The 24,315-nt window shown below is 39.1% G+C and carries 17 protein-coding genes and 1 pseudogene; 12 read left to right on the top strand and 6 right to left on the bottom strand.

Translation table 11 applies throughout. The features are described 5' to 3' along the window. Positions 1–100 precede the first annotated feature (100 nt). The gene (gene rtcA / locus M886_RS03865) at positions 101–1,159 is read left to right on the top strand and encodes an RNA 3'-terminal phosphate cyclase (protein ID WP_048050687.1); all 1,059 of its coding nucleotides are present in this window, start codon (positions 101–103) and stop codon (positions 1,157–1,159) included. Between the two features lie 114 nt (positions 1,160–1,273). On the opposite strand, the gene M886_RS03870 is transcribed toward rtcA, so the two are convergent. Then, the gene (locus M886_RS03870) at positions 1,274–1,897 is read right to left on the bottom strand and encodes an RNA 2'-phosphotransferase (protein WP_048051634.1); all 624 of its coding nucleotides are present in this window, start codon (positions 1,895–1,897) and stop codon (positions 1,274–1,276) included. Between the two features lie 742 nt (positions 1,898–2,639). On the opposite strand from M886_RS03870, the gene M886_RS03875 reads away from it, so the two are divergent. From M886_RS03875 to M886_RS03900, 6 genes are all read left to right on the top strand, one after another. Continuing rightward, a complete protein-coding gene (locus M886_RS03875; RefSeq protein WP_048050688.1) occupies positions 2,640–4,094 on the top strand; it encodes an OB-fold nucleic acid binding domain-containing protein in 1,455 nt (484 codons plus the stop codon). 1,173 nt (positions 4,095–5,267) lie between these two features. Further along, positions 5,268–5,903: a CBS domain-containing protein gene (locus M886_RS03880; protein WP_015411729.1), complete on the top strand. Its 636-nt coding sequence runs from the start codon at positions 5,268–5,270 to the stop codon at positions 5,901–5,903. Between the two features lie 86 nt (positions 5,904–5,989). Beyond that, the gene (locus M886_RS03885) at positions 5,990–6,784 is read left to right on the top strand and encodes a CBS domain-containing protein (protein ID WP_048050689.1); all 795 of its coding nucleotides are present in this window, start codon (positions 5,990–5,992) and stop codon (positions 6,782–6,784) included. Positions 6,785–7,040: 256 nt separating this feature from the next. After that, on the top strand, positions 7,041–8,042 hold the full coding sequence (locus tag M886_RS03890; RefSeq protein ID WP_048039562.1) for a CBS domain-containing protein: 1,002 nt from the start codon (positions 7,041–7,043) through the stop codon (positions 8,040–8,042). A 514-nt stretch (positions 8,043–8,556) separates the two neighbouring features. After that, on the top strand, positions 8,557–9,402 hold the full coding sequence (locus M886_RS03895) for a CBS domain-containing protein (protein WP_011033250.1): 846 nt from the start codon (positions 8,557–8,559) through the stop codon (positions 9,400–9,402). Between the two features lie 314 nt (positions 9,403–9,716). Then, positions 9,717–10,493, top strand: a complete 777-nt coding sequence (locus M886_RS03900; protein ID WP_175413363.1) for a CBS domain-containing protein — start codon at positions 9,717–9,719, stop codon at positions 10,491–10,493. Between the two features lie 204 nt (positions 10,494–10,697). Here M886_RS03900 and M886_RS03905 read toward each other — a convergent pair whose 3' ends face one another. After that, positions 10,698–11,489, bottom strand: coding sequence for a TIGR00266 family protein (locus M886_RS03905; protein WP_080503033.1), 792 nt, complete (start codon positions 11,487–11,489; stop codon positions 10,698–10,700). A gap of 177 nt (positions 11,490–11,666) precedes the next feature. Here M886_RS03905 and M886_RS03910 point away from each other — a divergent pair, with 177 nt between their 5' ends. The 4 genes from M886_RS03910 to M886_RS03925 all read left to right on the top strand — a co-directional run bounded on the left by M886_RS03910 (position 11,667) and on the right by M886_RS03925 (position 16,569). After that, a complete protein-coding gene (locus M886_RS03910) occupies positions 11,667–12,836 on the top strand; it encodes an RNA ligase (RefSeq protein ID WP_011033253.1) in 1,170 nt (389 codons plus the stop codon). 122 nt (positions 12,837–12,958) lie between these two features. Next, complete coding sequence (locus M886_RS03915) at positions 12,959–14,443, top strand: IS1182 family transposase (protein ID WP_015411731.1); 1,485 nt, start codon at positions 12,959–12,961, stop codon at positions 14,441–14,443. A 556-nt stretch (positions 14,444–14,999) separates the two neighbouring features. After that, positions 15,000–16,052 (top strand): selenocysteine-specific translation elongation factor, encoded by a 1,053-nt coding sequence (locus M886_RS03920; RefSeq protein WP_048050690.1) that lies wholly within the window; start codon positions 15,000–15,002, stop codon positions 16,050–16,052. Between the two features lie 34 nt (positions 16,053–16,086). Next, entirely contained in the window at positions 16,087–16,569 is a 483-nt protein-coding gene (locus M886_RS03925) for a gamma-glutamylcyclotransferase family protein (RefSeq protein WP_048051635.1), read from the top strand. Positions 16,570–16,827: 258 nt separating this feature from the next. Here M886_RS03925 and M886_RS03930 read toward each other — a convergent pair whose 3' ends face one another. The 4 genes from M886_RS03930 to M886_RS03945 form a co-directional block, all read right to left on the bottom strand. After that, a complete protein-coding gene (locus M886_RS03930) occupies positions 16,828–17,601 on the bottom strand; it encodes a sugar phosphate isomerase/epimerase family protein (RefSeq protein ID WP_048050691.1) in 774 nt (257 codons plus the stop codon). A 112-nt stretch (positions 17,602–17,713) separates the two neighbouring features. Further along, positions 17,714–18,193: an RNA-binding domain-containing protein gene (locus tag M886_RS03935; protein ID WP_048050692.1), complete on the bottom strand. Its 480-nt coding sequence runs from the start codon at positions 18,191–18,193 to the stop codon at positions 17,714–17,716. 187 nt (positions 18,194–18,380) lie between these two features. Continuing rightward, on the bottom strand, positions 18,381–18,941 hold the full coding sequence (locus M886_RS03940; protein ID WP_048050693.1) for a dephospho-CoA kinase: 561 nt from the start codon (positions 18,939–18,941) through the stop codon (positions 18,381–18,383). A gap of 719 nt (positions 18,942–19,660) precedes the next feature. Continuing rightward, positions 19,661–20,905: an ORC1-type DNA replication protein gene (locus M886_RS03945; RefSeq protein ID WP_011033260.1), complete on the bottom strand. Its 1,245-nt coding sequence runs from the start codon at positions 20,903–20,905 to the stop codon at positions 19,661–19,663. 1,640 nt (positions 20,906–22,545) lie between these two features. Here M886_RS03945 and putP point away from each other — a divergent pair. Next, positions 22,546–23,997: pseudogene (gene putP / locus M886_RS03950) on the top strand (sodium/proline symporter PutP). Positions 23,998–24,315 lie beyond the last annotated feature (318 nt).

Below are 24,315 nucleotides of genomic sequence, written 5' to 3' on the forward strand. Positions count from 1 at the left end.
AATATTGAATGAAAACTAAAAAAAGGCTGAATTAGAAGCTGAATTAGGAGCTAAATTAGGAGCCGAATGAAAAGTTAAGTGAAATAAACGGGAGTGGAAAATGATAGAAATAGACGGTTCTTACGGGGAAGGAGGAGGGCAGTTAGTCAGAACTGCTGTTGCCCTTTCTGCAGTTACAGGGGAAGAAATAAAAGTTACGAATATAAGAAAAAACAGGCCAAATCCGGGCCTGAAACAGCAGCACCTTAAAGCTCTGGAAACTGCAGCAAAGATTTGTGGGGCACGGGTTTCAGGGCTTTCTCAGGGTTCCTCGGAATTATTTTTTGCTCCAGTGGAAATAAAGGGGGGAAAGTATAATATTGATATCGGGACCGCGGGGAGCATAACCTTGCTTTTGCAGTGCATTATGCCAGCCCTGCCTTTTGTAGAAGAAAAGGTAGAGTTAACAATCAGAGGCGGGACTGACGTTGCATGGTCTCCGACAATCGACTACCTGCAGCATGTAACCCTCAGGGCACTTGAACAATTTGGATATGCGGGCAGCGTAACCCTGAAAGAGCGCGGCTACTATCCGAGAGGCGGAGGAAGTGCTTCAGCTGTTTTTGAGCCCTGTAAACTTCATGGTTTTCATTTCAGGAAAACTGAAGGAAATAAAAAAACAGAAAGTAACCCGGTGGGAGAAGGTTTGAAGGGAGAAAAAAGCATGATGGAAGAAATTATTGGAGTTTCACACGCATCTAACCTTCCTGCACATGTACCGGCCCGCCAGGCTGAATCTGCAAGGTCCATGCTTCTTGAAGCCGGATATGATGCCCGGATAGATGTCAGTTCCTCCGAATTTTTCTCCACAGGAAGCGGAATAACTCTCTGGAAGGGCTATTGCGGGGGAAGTACCCTTGGAAAAAAGGGGCTGCCTGCTGAAAAAGTAGGCAGGCAAGCTGCGGAAGAAGTTATTAAAGAACTCAGGGCAGGAGCTGCTGTGGACATTCATCTGGCAGACCAGTTAATTCCCTATATGGCACTTGCGGGCAACAGTTCCTTTACTGTCCGTGAGCTGACCCTGCATGCTGCGACTAATATCTGGGTGACAGAACAGTTTCTGGATGTGAAGTTCAAAATAAAGGAAAAGGAAGGCCTTTTTGAAGTATCTGTAGGCTGATAAAGATAAAAAGCAAAGAAACTGTAAAGAAAAAAGCAGAAAAAATAATACTGAAATACAAAGAAAATGTAAAGAATAGAAAAATAATACTAAAAGTAAAACAGTAAGAAGAGATTAGTCCTCGAGTACAAACAGGTAATCAGGAGGTATTTTTTCTGCAAGTACTATATAATCCGTTGCAAGCTTCAGGGAAATTCCGTCTTCCTGAGCTCTGAAGGCATCAACCTGCAGAATCACAGGACTTTCAGTGTGAATAAGGGCAACTTCGGCTGCCTTTTCGTATGTGGTACTGAGATGCACATAACGCTGTTTAATAGGGAAAATTCCATTCTCAAGAAGGACATCGACTTCTTCAGGGCTTGCACCATAGTAAACGTAAGGAGTATCACTTTCGTCGTAGTCAAGGTCAACGTTGACTGAATGTCCGTAACGCGCTCTAATCATGGGCCCGCTGATCTGATATCTTCCTTTTTCATCAGACTCGACAAGGGCATAAAGATATTCTTTTCTCATCCAGTTATAACGCTTTTTCATAACCTCGCAGAAAGCATTAAGATCTATCCAGCCGTACTTATCCATTTTAACTCCTGCAGATGCCGGAAAATGACGGAGAGTTCCCGATACAAACCTTCCAAGCTTTTCTTCTCTGCCATCGTCAAGCACGTATCTTCCAGGGTGTTTACACTGCTGACAGCTGCCTCCTCTAAAATAGCCGTGATCAGTGCATTTTCGAATCATGATATCACGTACATAATGAAACTTTACCATAAATAAGGTTTTGTTTTAATTAACTTTATTTCTTAAAACTGGTTTTTGAAAAGAACTTGAGATATTCAACCTTATCAAACAGATTATACTATAAATCTACTATAAAAGTACCGGTATAAAGCACTGGCATAAACCATACAACACTCAAAAATGCTTCCCGAAATTAGTATTTTCATTTCACATACAGAATACTTTCACCCTGCTTACGGTAATCTTTAGTAAGACGCCTTACATACCGTATCAAGGGATCTTTAAAAAGTGTTGAACTTTAGAAATAATCGAAAAGTGGACTTACCATATAATTTAATTTTCAGGGATATTCTTATTATGCATTAGTGAAAGGACGTATAGAATCTGTGGACGTATAGAATCTGTTATTCTCACCATGAGATTGAGAAATATTTTAACTTAAATTTGAATATATCCGATTGAATTTTTATATCAATCCTGACCTGGAATATATTGAACTTCCAGAAAGCTTCATATATTCAAAAATTCTGCATCTTGAACTAAAATTCACACTAATTGAACTTAAAACTCACATCTAATAAATCACACAATAAATAAAGCTCACATTAACACTCTATCAGGGATAAACACCTGATTTTAGGGTAGACACATATATTGAATAAAAGTACTACCAGAAGTACACCAGTAATTGCAAGTAAGACACCAGTAATTGCAGTAAGCACTAACGATTTAAGGGAGCAACATGACCGATATTGAAACTATTTATAAGAAGCTCAGCCACGTCATAAGTAAAGAGGATTTCCTGCAGCGCATACAGGAAAAAGTAGAGAATATGGGAGGGCTCTGTGATGAGACAATGGCTGCCATGCTGGTAGCCAGTGAGCTGGGATTCTCGGATGCAGGCAGAGATAGCATAAAGATAGAAAACATTACCCCCGAAAGCGGACCTGTTAACTTTATTGCAAGAATTATTTCTGTTTTCGATACCAAAGAATTCACAAGGAATGACGGGACTATAGGAAGGGTAGGAAACCTTATTGTTGGGGATGAGACCGGAAAAGTAAAGTTAACCCTGTGGGACAATATGGCAGACCTTATTAAAATGGGAAAAATAAAGGTAGGGCAATCCGTTCAGGTCAGTGGATTCGCAAAGCAGGGATATTCAGGAGTGGAAGTTAATATTGGTAACAATGGAGTCCTGACAGAAAGTGAGGAAGAGATCGATGTTGTTTCAAACAGTTATAAAATAAAGGATATAAAAGATGGCATGGGAGACATCAACCTTAACGGAAAGATACTGGAAGTCTCCGAGATCAGGACATTCCAGAGAAAAGACGGGAACAGCGGAAGAGTAGGAAACCTGATGCTGGGAGACGAAACAGGTACGCTCAGGGTAACACTCTGGGATGATAAAACTGATTTTTTAAGCCAGGTTGAATATGGGGATAGTATAGAGTTGATTAATGCTTATGCCCGTGAAAATGCCTTTAGCCAGAAAGTAGAGTTGCAGGTAGGAAACAGGAGTATAATCAGGAAAAGTGAAAAGAAAATTGAATACGAAGAAGAATTTACTCCTATTGATGATATAAAAGCTGATATGAATAATATAAATATCTCAGGAAGGATCCTTGATATCTCGGAAGTCAGGACTTTCGAGAAAAAAGATGGATCCACTGGGAGAGTAGGAAATGTCCTTCTGGGCGATTCTACAGGCAAAATAAGACTGACGCTATGGGATGAAAAAACTGATATTCTTGAAGAAATTGACTTTGATGAAACAGTTGAAGTCCTTAACGCTTATTCGCGGGAAAATACTTTCAGCCAGCAGGTTGAACTCAACCTTGGAGCCAGAGGAATAATTCAGAGAAGCGAAAAGAAGGTCGAGTACAGGGAGAAATTTACCGATATAGCCGATATCATCCCCGGAGAAAGCTATTCTGTACAGGGAAAAGTTGCTGAGATTGGAGAGCTCAGAGAATTTGAAAAAGAAGACGGAACCGAAAATGTTGTTGCAAATCTCCAGCTTAAAGACGATACAGGCAGCATCCGACTGACACTCTGGGGAGAACAGGCATATGTGATAGAAGACCTTGACATAGATTCCGAAATCCAGATCATCGATGCTTATGCCAGGTACGGGCTGAACGAAGAAATAGAACTGAGTGTTGGAAACAGGAGTAGACTGATTATCCTCTGATCATTCCCCTGTTTTCTGTTTATTAAAGCTTTCTCATCACTTTATTTCTTTCCTGCTTACTCACTTTCTGCTTTTATTTGGCATGAAAGTGCTCTCAAGTACTTTCATTTTTTGGGCATGTTATTCGAAGAATATCATGTGTGTTTTTATCTTATTTGTTATCTATTATATACTCTATCTATTTCATCTGTTTTCGATTTCGCCTGATTTTATTTTTATCTTATTTGTTATTTAATTTTATTCTCCGCCGATTCATCTGTTTTCTATTCATCTGTTTTCTATTCATCTGTTTATTTTCACTATACATTGACTTTTACTTTATATATTTATTTAACATTGAGTTTTTACAGCTTTTAATTTTTATACTTATATTTTGCTGGAGGAGCATTGGATTCTATCCAGATTTTTACATTATGTTTTTGTCTGAATTTACTGAATTTGTCAAGATGTCAATTATTTTCACCTTATACTAACATACTTATTTTCGGCTAATCCCTTCAGGATTTTTTGTATTTTTCAAAAGATATTTGCAAATTTACACTCAAATAAATACAAGCAAAAAAGTAAAAAAGTAAATTCCAGTGGAAATATAGGGGTTTGAAAGATTTCCTGTGAGAAAAATCAATAGCGTTCTAAATATAATTAAGAATGTTTTATTCTTTTTAACAATTTTTAAAAAAGAATATTTCCCACCTGCTACTTCTCCCTAATATTTTTTCTACATGACTCGATATTTTTCATTCTGAGCAAAAATCTCCAGTGGAAATAAGGGGGTTATTAAAAAATTCCTGACTGACTTTAAGAAATTGCGCTTAAAGAAGACATAAATCTCAACCTTAAAAAAGAGACTCAGCGCCGTCTTAGAGGAAAATTTAGATCATGCTAAAAAGGAATGCCGTTATCATTATGTACCATTGACTCGTATATATTAAGTGTCATAAAAAGGTCTCAGAAGTGCGGGAAAGAGATTTACAGGAAAAAACCGGAAAGATACTTAAAAGAAGGATTTTACCGATAACCAATTTTTCAGGATTCCTTCCAGAAAAGTAACAAATGGGGAAGTTTAAAAGAATCTGGAAGTATTTTCCACAGGAAATTGAAAACCTGGAAGGGCTTTAAAGAGAGGATTTATCGGTTCTGGGTGCTGAACAGGTAAAGGGGGAACTGCAGCTAATGGTACAAGACCCTGAAAGGGAAACAGTTACTGGTATTCACAACAGAGAAATTGAGAGGGAGGTCTCAGTTGCAGAAATTATGAATAAAGCAGTTATAACAATGGATATCAATTCAGATATTCCTGCTATTGCAAAGGAAATGGTAGATCGTGATGCAGGAAGCGTTATTATCACAGAAAACGGAAAGGCAATGGGGATTATAACTGAAAGAGACCTTGTGAAGAGCGTCATTACCGGGGACAGAAAACCAAGTGAAGTGGACACAAGTGAAATCCTTTCCACTCCTTTACTTACTGTCGACCCTACGACCAGTATAGTTGAAGCTGCGAAAATGATGTTGAGAGCCAATGTTAAGAGGCTGCCAGTCCTGGAAAACGGGGCAATCATAGGGGTGATTTCGAATACAGATATCCTGATGATAACTCCAGGTCTCAATACGATTCTCAAAGATCTTATTGATATGAATAGAGAAGCTCTTTTCTCAACCCCTTCAGCTGAAGAAATATCGGAATCAGAAGACTTCAGTACTGGAGTATGTGAGTCTTGCAATGTTTTCTCATATGACCTCAGGTTTGTTGACGGGAGGTACTTATGCGGGAACTGCAGGCAGGAGGAAGGAGAGGATTACGAATGAATCATTAAACCGCAATCACGAGTGAATTGTAAGCTTGAAATCTTGACTGTCAATTTTCTGTTTTAATAAGGAGAGGAAGATAAACAATGAATGTCAGCGAGATTATGACAGAAGAGCCCGTAAGTATCAAAGAAGGGGATTTTGTAACTCACGCCCGCCAGCTGATGCGTGATTACTTCTTTCGGGGTATTGTTGTCGTGGATGAGGGAAACAGGCTCGTAGGAATGTTAAACGACCAGGACATCATGAATGTTACATCCACACGTTCAAATGTGACAGTGAGCGGATATGCGAGGCAGTCTCCTACCATCACTCCGGACATGGATCTCGTAAAAGCTGCAAAATTAATGGTACAATCGAAACAGAACAGAGTTCCGGTTGTCAAATCAACAACAGACCGCACGGTTGTTGGAATTCTCAGTGATGTGGATATTCTCAGAAATGTGGAACTCCCCAGAAATATTTCGAAAACCATAGAAGCTATCATGACAAAAAAAGTCAAGACCTGTTCTCCGGATGAAAGGGTATCAAAAGTCTGGAATTATATGATAGAAACGGATTATACCGGCATTCCGGTAGTTTCAAAGAAAGGGGATCCTATTGGGATGATAACAAGAAGGGACATAATTAAGTCAGGCGCTTTAAGAATGGCTATAGAAGACGAGCGGGCAACAAGACCGAACGAAAGTCCCAAAGTTGAGAAGATTATGTCAACTCCTGCTTATACTTTAACGGAGAATGATTCAATAAAAAGTGCAATTGACATAATTGTTCAGCGTGATATAGGAAGAATTACTGTTGTGAATGAACAGGGTAAAATATCTGGAATCGCTGACAGACAGGATCTTCTGGAGTCTGTTGTTAAAGGCTGGAGTGAATAATCCTGAAAAATATAGAAAGTAGATTTCGCGCAAAAGCATTATAACGATTAAAGATTATAAATAATAAAGATTACAGATTGGAAAACAAGAGTAAGTGTTGGAAAAGATTCGAGAGAAGATTGCTTTAAGGCTTTGTCTGTCTCCGACGCTGTCTACGGTCCTGAGGTTGTAATTGGATCCTCAGGAAAGTTCCTGCTAATATGCAGGTAGAGTAAAAACGGAAGATGAAAAAAGCAATTAACTGCAACTCGATTCGGTGATCCTATTGAGCAAAAATAAGACATTTGTACCAGTCGAAAAAATGAATGTTCAGCCAAATCTGAACAAGTCAAGCAAAAAGTCGCAGCAGAAGGACCCACATATGGTCAGCAGCAGGGGTACAATGAGAATTGGCCCTGATTTTAAGTCCCGAATTTCAGAACATGAGGGGAAAATTCTTGCCCTGGCAACAAGAAATGTGGTAACACTCCCTCCTACTGCAACCATTATGGAAGCAATAAAAATTATGACTGAAAGGAGATTCAGGCGTATTCCTATCACAAATGCAGGAACAGGGAGGCTGGAAGGAGTAATTACTTCTGTTGATATCATTGATTTCCTGGGAGGCGGCAGCAGAAATCTCCTTGTCACAAACCGTTTTAAAGGCAACCTTCTAGCTGCAATAAACGAAGAGGTACGGCAGATCATGGATACCAATGCTGCATACATCCATGATCAGGCAGACTTTAAAGAAGCCGTCAAAACAATGCTTGAAAGGAGGACCGGTGGCCTGCCTATAGTAAACAGTGAAATGCAGGTCGTCGCAATCTTTACCGAAAGAAATGCCGTAGAATTAATGGCCGGGCTTGTGACAAATAAAACTGTTGATGAGTATATGACTAAAAATGTCACAATGGTAACGACAGATACTACTATAGGGCAGGCTGCAAAAGTCATGGTGCAGAATAGATTCCGAAGGCTTCCCGTGGTAAAAGACGGGATCTTTGCAGGAATAGTTACCGCCTCGGATATCGTTCATTTCATGGGAAGAGGAGATGCATTCAGCAAACTCACAACAGGGAATATTCATGAAGCTCTGGACCAGCCTGTAGGCTCTATTATCTCAAAAGAACTGATCTGGACCAGCCCTGGCACAGATATGGGGAAGGCTATGGAAATTATGCTCGAGAAAAAGATAGGTTCGCTTCCGATTCTGGAAGAGGGAATGCTACGTGGTATTATTACGGAGAGCGATTTCCTGAGAGGTTTTGACTTTTAACGGGAGTTTTGACCAGGCTCAAATGAAAATTCCAGCGAACAGGAAAAGGTGTGTGTCGAACCTGATAGCTTGGTAAAAACAGAAAATTTCTGTTAAAACTTCTGCTAAAATGAACCATAACCGATAAGCCAGAATTAACCTTTAGCCAGAATTAACCTTTAGCCAGAATTAACCTGGAAGTTTAATAAAAAAGGATCCGGGTAAAACTTCAATAAAGATCGCAGGGAGGAAAATTTTTAGCTGGACAGACCAGAATAAATTCCATATTCTGGATATATCTGTATCCTGGAGCGTAGCTGGTCTTAGAATTTGCCTTCAACCAAGATATTTTTCTATCAGCCTGTAACCCCATGAAGCATAGATGGGTCAGGTCATATAAATTAAAAAATACGGCAGATGCTGACAAAACATTGGAATCAAAAGGAATGTTTGTAACAAGGATTACAAAGTTCAACTTCATTCAAAAACTATAATTATTAATACTTATATATTGTAAAAGTGAAGGAGGTATTTAATGAATGTGGCGGACATCATGAGTTCACCTGTGTACGTTATAAACATAGATGAACCCGTGTCACATGCAAGAAATCTGATGTTAAGACACAGAATCAGTACATTGCTTGTCCTGAACGAGGGCAAAATGGTGGGAATCGTCACGAAAACAGACATCACCAACCGTCTGGCTCAGGCAGAACCTCTCTGGAGGAGACGGCCGATAGACCAGATTCCTATAAAGTTGCTGATGACAGAGTCCGTAATCACTATCTATCCCGAGGCCTCCATTTCCCAGGCAGTGACGTTGATGCTTGAGAACGGAGTACATAACATTCCTGTGGTAAAAAACGATGTTGTGGGTATTATCACCAGGACAGATATTGTGCGTTATGTTGCTGAACACGCAGACGAAATAGAAACTAAAATTCCCAGGCTGATGACCGAGGATATTGTTTCTGTTCACAGGCACCACACAATCAACCACGTTATAGACGAACTGAATAAAAATGAAATTGAACGGGTAATCGTTAAAGATGATGCAGGAAAACCGGTTGGGTTGGTTTCAAGGAGAAGCCTTGCCTTAAACCTGTTAACTGATAATGAAGGCAAACTTTCAACAAAAAGTATTAAGATGACGCGGAAGTCTTCTCCTGCAGGTCAGAAAACTTACAGGTATGTAAAAGAAGTGCCTTTAATAGCAGAAGACATTATGATTTCTCCAATAATGTCCATAGATGTGAACGAGAAAATTAGCAATGCTGCAAAAAAACTGATTGAAGAAGGGATAAACGCTCTTCCTGTCAGTGATGGTGAAGATATAATAGGAATGCTTAGCAGAACCGATATCATGAAAGCTGTACTCTGAAAAGGTGCTCCGATAGTAGATTAAAAAAGAGATCCTTAAAAGATATCCGGTTCATAATAAGTAAAAGAGGAGCAAAACACCTTTAAAAGTGTAAAAACTAATTAATTATGATAGTAAATCCAAAGCAGCAAGTATTATGCGGAGGTATATACGGTAAAAGAACGAAAAGAAGCTGGCTAACAGCAAAAGAAGGATGCAAAGCAAAAATTAGAAAAATGGATGTATTAAGGTCTGTAAAAACGCGAGAACGTCTTTAAAACGTAAATTGCGGAGAATTGAAAATTAAAACTCTGGATACGCATGAGGTGAAATGCATGCAAGTTAAAGACATAATGGTACAACCACACAAGATTGATAAGTCAGACACCATATCTCACGCTCTTGATCTCATGGAAAAGAAAGACACAAAGCGCCTGCTGGTAGTCCACGACAACCAGATAATTGGAGTGCTTACTATGAGAAGTCTGACAGAGCAGCTCGGAACTCGAAGAAAACAGAGCAAACCCGCATCCTCTTTGCATGTCGCTACAGCCGTATCCGACAATTTCGTGAAAGTTTTGCCAGATACTGACACCAGGGATGCCCTTACCCTGATGAAAAAGAAGGGAGGCGTGATTATCGTCAGTGAAAATGGAAACGCACTGGGCTGGGTGACCCCACAGGAGCTCATAAAAGAAAACCGTTTCACAGGCTTTGTCGGGGAAGTAATGGAAAAATACCCGATTACTGTCAGTCCTTCAGACCGTGTAAGCCACGCCAGGCGCCTGATCCTTGATAAGAATATTGGAAGACTACCGGTTATTGAAAACGGAAAGCTTGTAGGAATCATTGCAGAGGATGATATCGCTTTTGCGATGCGCTCTTTCAGGGATCTTGTAGCTGACAACCAGCAGGACTCCAGAATTAAAAACCTGCTTGTCGGAGACATAATGACCCGCAGTGTGGTCAGTGTGCATACCAATACCCCTCTTTCAGATGCGGTAAATACCATGCTGGAACATGATGTTGGAGGTGTTCCTGTCCTTAATCTGGAAGAAGAGCTCGTTGGTTTCCTAGCACGCAGGAACGTCATAAACACGATTCAGGAATGAAACTCTGAAGAAGAAAAGAGAGAAAGAAAAAGGTCTGCCTTGAGAGGCAGTCCTTCCTGAATTTCAATAATTTCTTATCGGGTAAATTCTATTTTAATATTCTTTTTTGCCGATTACGGGTCTTTATGAAATTATAAATTCATTATCAGTTTTTATTTCTATTATCAGTTTTAATAATTTTTATTAGCTAGGATTGTTTCCGTTTTAGAAGGATTTGTCTCCTCCAAGAAGACCTCCAAGTATGTCACTTCCACCAATGCCACTGCGTTCTTCCCTGTTTTGCCCGTAAGCAGAAGCTGCAAAAATTCTGTCAGCAAGACGTGAGAAAGGTAGACTTTGCATGTACACTGTACCTGGACCTGTCAGGGTAGCAAGGACTACTCCTTCACCACCAAAGAGCGCATTTTTGAAATCTCTGGACCATGTTATGTCATAAGTCACATTTTCTGTAAAAGCTGCTACGCATCCGGTATCAACCTTGTAGGTCTCACCCGGAGCCAGATCTTTTCTTATAACCGTGCCTCCGATATGAATAAAAGCCAGTCCGTCACCCCTCAGTCTCTGGAGAATAAAGCCTTCACCACCGAAAAGCCCTGCACCCAGTTTGCGGGTAAAAGCCAGTTCCACCTCAATACCTTTAGCAGCGCAGAGAAATGCATCCTTCTGGCAGAGAATACTGCCTCCGAATTTGGAAAGGTCAAGTGGGAGAATTTTGCCTGGGTAAGGAGCTGCAAAAGCTACGTGCCCTTTTCCGGAGCCTTTATGAATAAAACTTGTAATAAAGAAGCTTTCGCCTGTTAAAGCTCTTTTCAGGCCTTTTTTCAGGCCTCCAAAGAGTCCTCCGCCTTCGTTGCCCATACCTGTCTGCATTAGAATTCCGGGCCCCATGTATGCCATAGCTCCAGCTTCTGCCTGAACAGCCTCGCCCGGGTCAAGTTCGATCTCAACGATCTGCATTTCATTGCCAATAATTTCGTAGTCGATATCGTCAGCTATTTTGTAGCCTCCTTATTTACATTAAAATTAAACTACAGGAGAAATTAGAAGTCACATATTTAAAAAGTTTCTTGATGATTAATCTTTGTAAATTAGATAAGTCTACGCAAGTAGACAAGTTCCGAAACACTGTAAGGAATGACAACTTATTTTACGCTCGAAAACAGATAAATAAGTATGAAAAGAGGGGATGAGGAAATAGATTCTGGCTTTGTTGAGCGGCTGGCTGGATTTCTGGGATTTGATGAAGAAAGAGTTCAACACCTTTTTGAAAAAATCTATCTTGCGAGAAATTGGGGGAAACATGACTATTTATTCCGTTTTGACAAGGAGATTTCTCGCATAGAAAGAGGTACGGTACTTTACGAAAAGGGAGACTCGTTTGAAGTAATTATGGGTTTTCCCAAAATCCGGAGAGCTATGGTACTGGACCCCACTCTAAAGAAACATTTCAGCGGGCTTGAGAAGATAACTGTAGAAGAAAAGATGAACGGGTATAATGTCAGGGTTGCAAAAGTAAAAGACGATATCCTGGCAATTACCAGAAGCGGCTATATTTGCCCCTATACTACTGAAAAGGCAAAAGAGAAGCTTGACCTGAAGTTTTTTGATGACTTCCCCGAACTTGTGCTTTATGGAGAAATGCTGGGCCCTGACAACCCCTATGTCCCAAAAGAGATCTACGGCATTGACTCCGTGGAGTTCTATATCTTCGATATTCGGGAAAAAAATACTGGAAACCCTCTTCCAATAAGCAAGAAACACGAAATTCTGGAAGAATATGGTTTTTTGCAGGTTGAATGTTTTGGAGAATTTCCCCTTCATACAGCTGCAGAACAAATTACTAAAATAATCCGGGAACTCGGGAAAAAAGAACACGAAGGAGTGGTAATAAAAGATCCTGATATGATTCTTGCTCCCCTGAAATACACCTCATCCCAGAGCAACTGTTCTGACCTCAGGCACGCCTTCAGGTTCTATAATGAAGCAGGCAGGGACTATATGCTCCCCAGGATTGTTAGAGAGGGGTTCCAGACGGTTGAATGGGACGAAAATGAAGCCGAATTCAAAAAGCGTTATATGCAGCTGGGGGAAAGTATCCTGAGACCCCTGAGAGAGTCTATCCAAAGTGTAAAGAACGGACAGAGGCTCTATGAAGAAGTCAGAATCCGTGTAAAGGACCCGAAAACTGCAACAGAATTCGAGAATTACCTCAAAAGGCTTGGAGTGGATGCTATCTTTGAAGAACCACAGCCTATAGGAAATGAATACCTGATAAACATCAAAAAAATCAATAAAAGCACCAATGATAAAACTCAGGCGATCTGGGAAGGAGAACTCTGGTAATAGGACTCACCTGCTAATAAAGTATATTTTCCAGGTTGTCTCAAAACTATACCTGATCGCACATTTGGGTCAGAAACCCGTAATCTTTATCTTTTTTACAAAACTAAATTCCAGTGTTTCCCATGTTTAGAAAATACGATCAAAAGCAGCAGTTTTTACTTCCATTAAACCTGGAAGATTTTGTTCCTGAAAATCATCTCGCCCGAGTACTAAACGACATCGTAGATGTCGTTGATATCACTGCTATTGAATCCACTTATTCTAAGGAAGGCTGCCCAGCCTATCATCCAATAATTCTTTTAAAAATATTACTTTATGGTTATCTTATAGGCATTAGAAGTTCACGTAAACTGCAACAAATGACTCAAACTGATACTGCATTTATGTATCTGGCAGCCATGCAAAAACCTGATTTTCATACTATTTGTCGATTCCGTTCAACTCACCTTGGTCCTATTAAAGAGATATTTTCCCAGGTTGTCACTTTTTGTAAAGAAATGGATATGATTGGTTCCAGTATCTCGATTGACGGAACAAAGATCAAGGCAAATGCTTCATCAAGACAAAGCAAGAGTTCGGATTCTCTCGAAAAAGAAATAGATCGGATACTAAAAGAGAGTATTGAGACAGATAAGTATGAAGATGAAATTTATGGTGACTCAACACCATATCAGATTCCAGAAGAGCTAGTTGACAAGAAGAAAAGATTAGAGAAGATTAAAAACGCTAAGAAGAAGCTTGATGAAGAAAAGCTGAAAAAAGTAAACATCACAGACAACGATGCTCGAATTATGAAACATAAAGATGGGAGCAAGAAACCTTCATACAACTGTCAGGTTGCTGTTGATGAAAAGGAACAAATTATCGTTGCAGCAGACGTTGTCAACGAAGAAAACGACCTGCATCAAGTAGAACCAATCATACAGAACGTAAAAAATACACTGGGATATAAACCAACAATCGTGCTTGCAGATGCAGGTTATTTTTCATATGAGAATCTGGAATTTTTACAGGAAGAAGGCATTGATGCTTACATTCCTGACAACTACTATAAAGCTGAAAAAGAAGGAAAAACCAGGAAGTTCAGGAAATCTCTTTTTAAATACGACGAAGAAAAAGACTGCTATTATTGTCCTGCTGCTTTTGAAATTCCCTTTTCAAGAATACAAAAGAGGAAAGGTGAGCCTGATTTAAGGTATTATGTCTGTAGCTATTGTTCTCAGTGTGTGTTGAAAAATGCATGTACTGAGAGTGGAAAAAGAACAATAACAAGAGATCCTCGAGAACATTTAATGAAGGATATGAGGGCTAAACTGAACACAGAAGAGGGTACGGAAAAGTATCAGAAAAGAATGTCTACCGTAGAACCTGTGTTTGGACAGATGAAACAGGATAGAGGGTTTAGGGAATTTCTGCTGAGGGGGAAAAGGAAAACAGGAATTGAATTTGTTATGATGTGCACTGTACACAATATAAAGAAAATAGCAGATTTCATAAAAAGACAAGGGAAAAACCTGAAAGAAATGCTGAAAATGATAGTTGGAGGAGAAAGTAAAGGATGGAATAAGGGGAGAATTCAAGCGAGAATGGCAAATACGCTATGTTGAGCTATGAAAATTTACTTTTTCTTGTTGAAATGAAATAAAAATTGAAAGGGCATTACCCAATTGTAGAATTAAAAATGGTTTTGAGACTACCTGTTTCGGTTATTTTTGATATTTTACGATTATTTTTGATATGTTTTGTTTTCCGGATTGATTTCTTTCTCTCATTTTTCTCTTTTTTTTTCTCTTCTTGATAACAGTGCGAAAAGAAATATATTGAAGTATATTAATACCAGTGGCAGCTACAAAGTAGCAAAAGCCGTAGTCTAAAAGTCGCAGCTTTAAAATGAGTAAAGTAAGTTATAGTTTCAAAAAGTTGCTGTTTCAAAAATATTAAACACCATGATCCATTAACATCAAGATTCATTAATATCAGGATCATTAATATCAGGATCATTAATATCAGGATCATTAATATCAGGATTCTGCGCATAAAGATTTGATTAACCTTTAGATTCAATTAACCTGCATTCAAAACACACTCACATTTCCAGATTCTGGAAATACTCTCATACATATCATTTATTTAGAAAACATTAATCCAGAAAGGGGACTCAAAATGGCAAACGTTGCAATTATAGGGACAGAAAAAAGCGGCAGGACCTCCCTTGCCGCAAACCTTGGGAAAAAAGGAACTTCCTCTGATATAACAATGTACAATAATGATAAAGAAGGCCGTAACATGGTTTTTGTGGATGCCCATAGCTACCCGAAAACCCTGAAATCCCTGATTACGGCACTGAATATATCTGACATTGCAGTCCTGTGCATCCCTCCTCAGGGTCTGGACGCCCACACTGGAGAATGTATCATTGCCCTGGACCTGCTGGGCTTTAAACATGGGATCATTGCCCTGACAAGGTCGGACAGCACTCACATGCATGCTATTGATGAACTGAAAGCAAAGTTAAAAGTGATCACTTCAGGGACTGTACTTCAGGACTGGGAATGCATTTCCCTCAATACAAACAAAAGTGCCAAAAACCCTTTTGAAGGCGTGGACGAACTTAAAGCCAGAATCAATGAAGTGGCAGAAAAAATAGAAGCCGAAAACGCAGAACTTAACAGCCTGCCTGCCAGGATCTTTATAGATCACGCTTTCAATGTCACAGGCAAGGGATGTGTTGTCCTGGGGGTTGTAAAGCAGGGTATATCAAAGGACAAAGACAAAACCAAAATTTTTCCGCTTGACAGGGATATCGAAATCCGCTCTATCCAGAGCCATGATGTGGACATCGACAGCGCTCCCGCCGGTACGAGGGTGGGTATGCGCCTGAAAAATGTCCAGGCAAAGGACATAGAAAGAGGCTTTATCATTTCCGATAAAGAAATCGTAACTACCGATTACACTCTGGAATGTACGGTCTCAAAATTCACAAAAAAGATAGAGCCTGCGAGCGTGCTTCACCTTTTTGTCGGGCTTCAGTCCGAACCTGTGCGCGTTGAAAAGATTCTGGTTGACGGAAACAAGGTAGAAGAGGCAAAACCGGGTAGTACCTGTGTACTGGAACTTTCAGGAAACAAAAAGCTTGCCTACAGCAAACAGGACCGCTTCCTGCTTGCGAACCTCGACCTGACTCAGAGATTTGCAGCTTACGGCTTTTCAAAATAATATCTTACAGAAAAAGTCCGGAGAAGGGAAAAACGTGGCTCAGGGGACAGAGAAGACTCTTTACGGGAATGTCTTTCACAGAAATATTTGCTGGCAGCGCTCTTACGAAAGAGTGGAGGGCGAAGAGATCATAATGGCGCTTTACGGCAGCCTTAGAGATGGACTTTATAACAGCCGCCGCTTAAACCTTCCAAACAGGTCAGACTTTCTGGGGATAACAAGAATCAAAGGATATGCCCTTTACTCCCTGGGCCCTTATCCGGCTATCTACTCGGCTGAAAAAGATTCTGTTGTTGCAGAAGTGCGCCGGTTTTCAGGAAAAAAGCAGCTTGAGGTCGCAAAGTCCATTGATTATATGGAACTTTTTGGCGGTTATCACAGGGAATATGTTGACCTTGAAATAGAGCAGCAGAAGGTAAAAGGTTTAATTTATGTTTACGATGAAAAACCCGAAACTGAAGTAATAGAGCACGGAGATTGGATAAAATACCTGAATGAAAAAGGATCATCTGAATAAAGAATCTGAATAAAGAATCTAAATAAAGAACGTAGTGTGGAAGGACCGGAATAAAGAAAAAATAAGAAAATAAAATAGGTGTAAGGCACCAGATTATATCTGTATATTACAGAAAATTGTAACAGAATGTATCTGAATATTACAGAAAATAACAATAGAATATTAGAGGGATCAGAGTATTAGAGGAGATAGAAAAGGAATCAGAATTTACAGAAAACAGAATATTAGAATAACCAGAATATTAGAGGAACCAGAATATTACAGTTTTCTTAAAAACTCAAGGCTTTTGATACCTTCTTCAATAGAAGCCATTTCGGTAACAAAAATTCCTTTGTAATTTGAGAGCCTGTCCATAATATGCTTCCAGTCTATGGTGCCATCTCCAATAGGCAAATGCTCATCTTTTTTCCCCATGTTGTCATGTATATGCACATGGGAAATCCGATTCCCAAGCTGATCCAGGAATTCATCTATAAGTCCAACCGTATTTGCATGCCCGACATCAAAGGTAAAACCAATGTTGTGGCTCCCGACAGCGTCGAGCATCTCCTCCATTTCATCGGGATATTTACCAAAGATCTTCGGAAGGTCTGGCATGTTTTCGACAGCTATCAAGACCCCGAGGTCGGCTGCAAAATCACATAATTCCCTGATGGAAGCAAGGTTTGTCATATAAGCTTGCTGTGGGACCTGCGCTCCATAAGGAGAGAGATATCCTGGATGTACCACAGCGAGGTTCACATAGTTAGAGGCAAGGGTCAGATAATGCTTCATCTGCCTGAGGACTTCTGCGCGGATTGAGTCATTCAAGCCTGCAAGGTTCATATCCGAAAAGGGCAAGTGCAGGGTCAGTTCCAGGCTGGTGGTATCATAAATATTTTTCAGGTTCTGAACGGTTTTACTGCTCAGGCACTGTGACCCCTCCTGTACAATCTCCCAGCCTGTGTACCCGTAATCTTCTAGCGTGTAGGCCCATTTAAACGGATCTTCGACTACCGACCTTGATGAATAACTGATCCTGCTCAGCTGCATGATGTCTATTCAGCCCCTTTAATCAATATTTATTATAAAGCTTCATTATCCAGATCCTGTACTGAACTTTGAGACATTTACTGAACCTTTAGACTTTACTTCTTTTCTAACTTTAGCCCCTTTCCACATAGTCCATTTCCACTTCAGCAACCGGAACTCCTTCTTCGGTAAGAGGCAAAAGCCATTCAAAAAGCCTTTCCATTTCTTCGGAAGAATCTGCCCTGATAGTGACTTCGATGGAGCCTAGAGGTTCTTTTTCAGCAGGAACGCTTGGAATTCCGACAAAAGCCGCCTGTTTGTTGAGCAAAAAACTGACTGAAAGCCCTTCACTGGAAAGTCCTTTATTGAAAACCTTGTTACGGATACTATCTATAATTTGCTCTCTACGAATAAGTCCGTGCAGGGTAAACAGGAGGTCAAGTCCTCCTTCACCTGTGATACGGAAAGAAGGAGAAATTCCCTTTTCGGGCTCTGATGAGCTAAAATTTTCTTTCTGGAGTTCTACCCCTGTAAAAAGCCCTGAAATTGCTTTAATAACCTTTTCAGGATCTTCTGTAGGATATACAGATACTGAAATATTTACACTTATCATGAGTGTACTCCGATTCATATTTAAGTTTTTGATTCTTGAAACGTCATTTATAGAGCTTATTCTTAAATTCTATTCTTGAATATTATTCTTGAATACGTTCTACCAGCTTTTTTCTTTAGATTATTGGGATTATTTGAGATTATTAAAAATTGTTAGAAATTGTTAGAGATTATTGAGGTTATTTGAATTATTTTTCCAGATCAGCCTCTAAATAGTTACTCAAAACGTCTCTAACGTCTTTTCTGAAAGTCTCAAGCGTGAAGTTATTTTCAATTTCTACATTGGAAGCATCTATGGCTTCTCCCATGCCCCAGCTGAGTTCCCTTTCATCTCTCTGGCGAAGGCCTTCGATACTGTTCATATCGTCACTTCTCCCCCTCTTCTGTACCCTGGAGAAGCGTACTTCAATGGGAGCGTAAATGGAAATCAGGATAAAGCCTTTTCCGAATTCCTTCCTGAAACACTCAACTTCAGCAATCCCGCGCACACCGTCCACAACTACAAGTTCCGAGCCTGTTTCTCTTATTTGAGAAATACATCTTCTGGCAACAGCACCCATGCCTTCATGCTTGCGAAGATCTGTTGCAACCATTCCGGTATTGGAATCATTGGGTTCAAGCCCACGCTTCAGTACTTCCTTCCTGATAACGTCACCCATAATTATAACAGGGATACCCATCTCAGCAGCAATCCTGGAAGCCTCGGATTTCCCAGAAGCTGGCATGCCTACAAACGCAATTATCTTCATCAAAAATTACCTTTTAAATCTGAATACCTGAATTTTAGTTATAAGCTTGAGAGATAAATCTGAATTAGATTCTTAATAAAGTTTTACCTTCAATAAATTTTATCATCAATAATGTTCAGTTTCAATAAAGTTTGAGCTGCTCTCCATAAAAACTCTAAGCTCAATTCAACGAGTTTAGATTACGAACTACTAATTTTGATAAAATTTAAATAAATCACTAATTTTAATAAAACTTGAATAGTACGATATTATGCAGTGTACGATGTGAATGATGCAGATCGTATTGAAATATGATGCCTGAAATACGCATTGGATGTGAACTGCAGCATTACGTATACTCCTAGTCAAACCACAGGATCATATATATTATTTCCTGAAAAACTGAGGATATTTTAAGAATTAAAATCGGACTATTTCCAGAAGAATTGAAGTAAAAAAGTGGAAAGAAGTTCACGAAAGAAGAACTTTTATTAAATCAACTTAGAGAAATCATGATAGAGAAATCAAGACAGAGAAATCAAGAATGTCTGGAAAGGTCAGGCCTCTTAGAGAATCCAAAATATATGGAAAGATCAGCCGTCTTAAAGAATCCAGAATATAGGAAAAGCCGGATCAAAAACTAATCCGCACTTTCCAGGATTTACTCGGTATTAAAAATTATTTAAAAAATGTTTATTTTAAAAGTGTTTACAAGAATATTATGTTGCTAGAACATAATGTTATGAGAACATTTTATTGAACACTGAAGCCTTGAAATCTACAAGGGGTTTAAGTCTGTAGTCTTCAAGAAGTACTTTGCGGGTGTTTTCTACGGGAACACTCAAAGAGATTTCTTTTGTCCTTCCGTAACGTCCTTTGCTTACCACCACAGCATTGACTATCCCGAGCATGTCAAGTTCTGACATCAGGTCAGTAACCCTGCGCTGGGTAAGAATATCCACATCAATGTGATGACAGAGCTGGCGGTAAACATTATACATTTCGCCGGTTGTGACATTTTTGCCTTCTCTTCCCCTGTTTCTGAGCAGGATGATGCTGTAGAGCACAAGCTTGGACTGGGTGGGAAGGGTCCGCACAACTTCCACGACACGGTCGATTTCAATTTTCTCCTGCGCGCGCCTTACATGTTCTTCAAGAACCTGGGGCTGGTTTTCTCTCTCAGCAATTTCTCCTGAAACTCGCAGAAGGTCAAGCGCACGGCGGGCATCACCGTGTTCCTGAGCTGCAAAGGCTGCACAGAGCGGAATTACCATTTCGCCCAGGACTCCGTCATTGTAAGCCATTTTAGCCCTCTGTTTCAGGATATCACTGATCTGTTCAGCATCATAAGGCGGAAAAATAAGTTCTTCTTCGCCCAGAGAACTTTTAACTCTCGGGTCGAGAAATTCCGTGAATTTGAGGTCATTGGAAACTCCAATCATGCTAACCTTGGCTTTCCTTAAATCGGTATTAATCCTTGAAAGATTGTAAAGAACATCGTCGCCTTTTTTTATCAGCTTGTCAATTTCATCAAGAATGATAATAATAACCTGTTCCCTTGAATCGATTGCTTCTTTAAATTTCATAAAGACCTGATCCGTGGGCCACCCGGTCATAGGGACCTCTTCTTCAAAATGCCTGGCAAGGTTTGCAAGAAGCCGATACTGGGTGTCGATCACTTCACAATTAATATAAACAACAGAACAGAAAATTGATTTGTCTTCACTTACTCTTTCGAGCTCTTTTCCTACATATCTGGTCACTGCGGTTTTTCCTGTCCCTGTTTTTCCGTAAATCAGGACATTTGAAGGAGTTTCTCCCCTGAGCGCGGATACCAGGATGGTTGCAAGGCTGTTTATCTGGTCGTTTCTGTGTAATAACAGATCCGGAGTATAAGAAGGACGAAGGACTTCTTTATTTTTGAAAATTGACTTTCCGTCAAGTAATTTTTCGAACAAGCCGTCTAATGATTGAGCCTTTATCATAATGACCCTCTTAATAAAAGTTATAATATCATGGATTTGTTATAATATCTGGATTTAACGGGTTAGGATAGCCTAACATATAGCTGACATAATATGCAGAGTTATTAATGCAAAGTAAATAAGCCGTTTAAGAAAATACGGTCTAAAGAATGTTTTTCTCTTCTCACTTCAAATACTGCATAGTTAAACTCTACATAGCAAAGATATTTGGGAAGGTTTAACTGCTATTTTTTAAAGTGTTTTTTATTCTCAGTTTCTGGAAATTCTGAAATCCCAAAATATTATTTTTGTATAACCTTAATAAGTGAACATAAATAATAATAGATTCACAGGGGAAGAATGGATAGATAAATGCATGTTTCTTAAAGTTAATGCCTGAAATTTTTATTCAAGGGATACTAATAACACGCTGAAAAGTCAGTTGCGCACTTTAAAGTATCTCTTAATCCCTGATTGAATGTGTATTCGGAATATTCTTTAGCTAAAATTTTAGCTAAAATTTGTATATAAGCATCCAATTTCAGTTCACATTTGCAGTAGATGCAATGGAAGTACACGGTATTAATAGTTATGGTAAAGACCCCTTTGTTTCCACTGGAACAGTTATTTGCCTTAAATATTATACAAAAAAATCAATATCAATAGAGCATGTGAAAATAAAATAAAAAATCAAAAATTTTGTAATTTTTGAAGTCAAGATTTAAATCCTCTTTTTCGCGTGGAGGAAGATAAAGGGTTTTCAAACCCCTTTATTTCCATTGAATGATAAAAAATATTTATAAATAAATAATAATTGAAGTAAACAGGTTCCTGAATCGAAACGAAAGTGGTTGTATTAAAAATGAAAACAGTCTTGATACGAATAACAATTAAGAAAAGAAAAAAATTAATAATAAATAAAAAACAGTTAGGAAGAAAAAAGCAATATAACCTGAAACTAAACATATATAAAAAGTATAAATAATCAAAAAAATTTATATGTATACGTATTAACTTATTAATTTTTATTTAAGACATTCTATTTTCAAGTATTTATTTTCCAAATATTTATTCTAAAAATAGATTTTTGAAGTTATTAACTCAGTAATTTGAAGTTAATAATTCAGTAATTTTTACTGTAGTCTTTAATGTTATATTTCATCAGAGAAATTATTCAAAAGAATGAATTGAATAATAATCTTAAAATAACTTATTTAATTTCCGAAGTAAAACGAACTGCTTTTAATCCCTGATGACAAGACAGTATTATAAAACTGTAGAGATACTGATCTACAGCTATAGTATAAATGTGCATGAAGATGCAATACATGAGAAGCGATACACGAGAAGCGATAAATGAAAAGCGATAAATGAGAAGCGATACACGAGAAGCGATAAATGAGAAGCGATAAATGAGAATGTGACTCATAAAACGCAATTTATGAAACGCAATTCATAAGACATAATGTTTGATTGAAAACGAGTTTAATTAAAAATATGTTTGATTGAAAACGAGTTTAATTAAAAATATGTTTGGTTAAGAACGAGTTTAATTAAAAACGAAATTGATTAAAAAATAGGCTTTTGCTAAAAAATGGAGTTAAATCATGGTACCGGATAACATTAATATCGTAGTTATTTTTGCAGCATATCTGCTCTTTATGATATCTATTGGAGTTCTGTATTATAAGAAAACAGAAAATCTTTCAGATTACATTTTAGGAGGTAGAAAGTTAAACAGCTGGGTTACTGCGCTGAGTGCCCAGGCATCGGATATGAGCGGCTGGCTATTGCTGGGGCTACCATGATATGCTTACCTTTCAGGGATGGAATCCGTGTGGCTGGTTATAGGGCTGGCTGCAGGAACATATCTGAACTGGAAATTTGTCGCGAAAAAATTACGTCAATATACTCAGGTTGCAGGGGATTCAATTACAATACCTGTGTACTTTGAAAACAGGTTCAGGGATAAAAGCCACAGTTTAAGAATTATCTCATCTATCCTGATTCTGGTCTTTTTCTTGCTTTACACTTCCTCAGGCCTTGTTGCGGGAGGAAAGCTTTTCAACACTGTTTTTGAAATTCCTTATCAGCAAGCTCTTCTAATCGGTGCATTAGTAATTATCACCTATACTTTCCTCGGAGGCTTTATGGCCGTCTGCTGGACTGATTTTTTCCAGGGAACGCTGATGGTCTGTGCCATTGCTCTTGTGCCGCTTGCAGCTATGAAAGGAATAGGTGGTTATGACTCGACAGTGAGTATTATTGAAAGTATAGATCCGCAGCTGCTCAATCCCTGGACTGCCCTTGCCGGAGGTGCAATTCCTCTGATCTCCAATCTTGCCTGGGGTCTGGGATACTTCGGGATGCCACATATACTGGTCCGTTTTATGGCTATAGAATCACCTGAAAAAATAAAGCAGGCCAGGATTATTGCAATGGTCTGGGTCATTATTTCCCTGATTTTTGCTGTAGTAGTTGGAATTGTCGGAAGAGCCTACCTCTATCCCGAGTTTCTGGGAGAAGCAGGCAGCGAGACTATCTTTATGGTAATGATAAATAATATGTTCACACCCATTATCGCTGGAATACTGCTTGCAGCTATCCTTGCGGCTATCATGAGTACTGCTGATTCCCAGCTCCTTGTAGCTGCATCTGCCTTCACTGAAGATATTTACAGGATAATCATGAGGAAAAACGCAGGTGAAAAAGAACTTGTCTGGATGGGCAGGTTTGCAGTTATCATAATTTCAGCAATTGCGTACCTGATAGCTAGAGATCCGAACAATTCAGTAATGGGCCTGGTATCATATGCGTGGGCAGGATTTGGAGCTGCCTTTGGACCTGTTATCCTGTTCTCCCTTTTCTGGAGGAATACAACCAGAAATGGAGCGCTGGGAGGAATGATTGTGGGAGGATTAACAGTTATTATCTGGAAACAACTCTCAGGAGGGGTTTTTGATCTATACGAGATAGTTCCTGGATTCCTGCTCTCATGTATCACAATCTATGCAATCAGTATTCTGGATAAAGAAGGCCCTGCAGAAGAAATCCTTAGAGAATTCGACCATTTAAAACAGATAACTCTCGGAGGAAAAAATACTCATAAATAAAATATGGGATCTTCAAAAACCTGACCCGAGCAAATTTTCTGCAAAATATTTTTTGGGCACTGAAAGGAACCGAGAAGGAACTGAAAAGAACCGAAAGGAACCGAAAGGGAACTGAAAAGAACCGAAAGGAACCGAGAGGGAACTGAAAAGAACCGAAAGGAACCGAGAGGGAACTGAAAAGAACTGGAAATTCCTTTCTAGATAAGAAAAGTAAACAGTGCTCATTCTTTCTATTTTTTTATATTAATAAACAAGTATTCCCTGACAAGGTAGCATTTTGAAAGAGCTTATCCTAATTATATAGATAACTTCTGGAAG

The sequence above is a fragment of the Methanosarcina soligelidi genome, from assembly GCF_000744315.1.
Classification (GTDB): Archaea; Halobacteriota; Methanosarcinia; order Methanosarcinales; family Methanosarcinaceae; genus Methanosarcina; species Methanosarcina mazei.

Bases quoted from the DNA above. Each gene is read 5' to 3' on its own strand.
- M886_RS03945 (WP_011033260.1), bottom strand. From the start codon at position 20,905: ATGATAAAGGCTCAATCATTAGACGGCTTGTTCGAAAAATTACTTGAC.
- M886_RS03910 (WP_011033253.1), top strand. From the start codon at position 11,667: ATGAAAAGAGGGGATGAGGAAATAGATTCTGGCTTTGTTGAGCGGCTG.
- M886_RS03915 (WP_015411731.1), top strand. From the start codon at position 12,959: ATGTTTAGAAAATACGATCAAAAGCAGCAGTTTTTACTTCCATTAAAC.
- M886_RS03940 (WP_048050693.1), bottom strand. From the start codon at position 18,941: ATGAAGATAATTGCGTTTGTAGGCATGCCAGCTTCTGGGAAATCCGAG.
- M886_RS03935 (WP_048050692.1), bottom strand. From the start codon at position 18,193: ATGATAAGTGTAAATATTTCAGTATCTGTATATCCTACAGAAGATCCT.
- M886_RS03900 (WP_175413363.1), top strand. From the start codon at position 9,717: ATGCAAGTTAAAGACATAATGGTACAACCACACAAGATTGATAAGTCA.
- M886_RS03895 (WP_011033250.1), top strand. From the start codon at position 8,557: ATGAATGTGGCGGACATCATGAGTTCACCTGTGTACGTTATAAACATA.
- M886_RS03920 (WP_048050690.1), top strand. From the start codon at position 15,000: ATGGCAAACGTTGCAATTATAGGGACAGAAAAAAGCGGCAGGACCTCC.
- M886_RS03870 (WP_048051634.1), bottom strand. From the start codon at position 1,897: ATGATTCGAAAATGCACTGATCACGGCTATTTTAGAGGAGGCAGCTGT.
- M886_RS03880 (WP_015411729.1), top strand. From the start codon at position 5,268: ATGGTACAAGACCCTGAAAGGGAAACAGTTACTGGTATTCACAACAGA.
- M886_RS03885 (WP_048050689.1), top strand. From the start codon at position 5,990: ATGAATGTCAGCGAGATTATGACAGAAGAGCCCGTAAGTATCAAAGAA.
- rtcA (WP_048050687.1), top strand. From the start codon at position 101: ATGATAGAAATAGACGGTTCTTACGGGGAAGGAGGAGGGCAGTTAGTC.
- M886_RS03875 (WP_048050688.1), top strand. From the start codon at position 2,640: ATGACCGATATTGAAACTATTTATAAGAAGCTCAGCCACGTCATAAGT.
- M886_RS03930 (WP_048050691.1), bottom strand. From the start codon at position 17,601: ATGCAGCTGAGCAGGATCAGTTATTCATCAAGGTCGGTAGTCGAAGAT.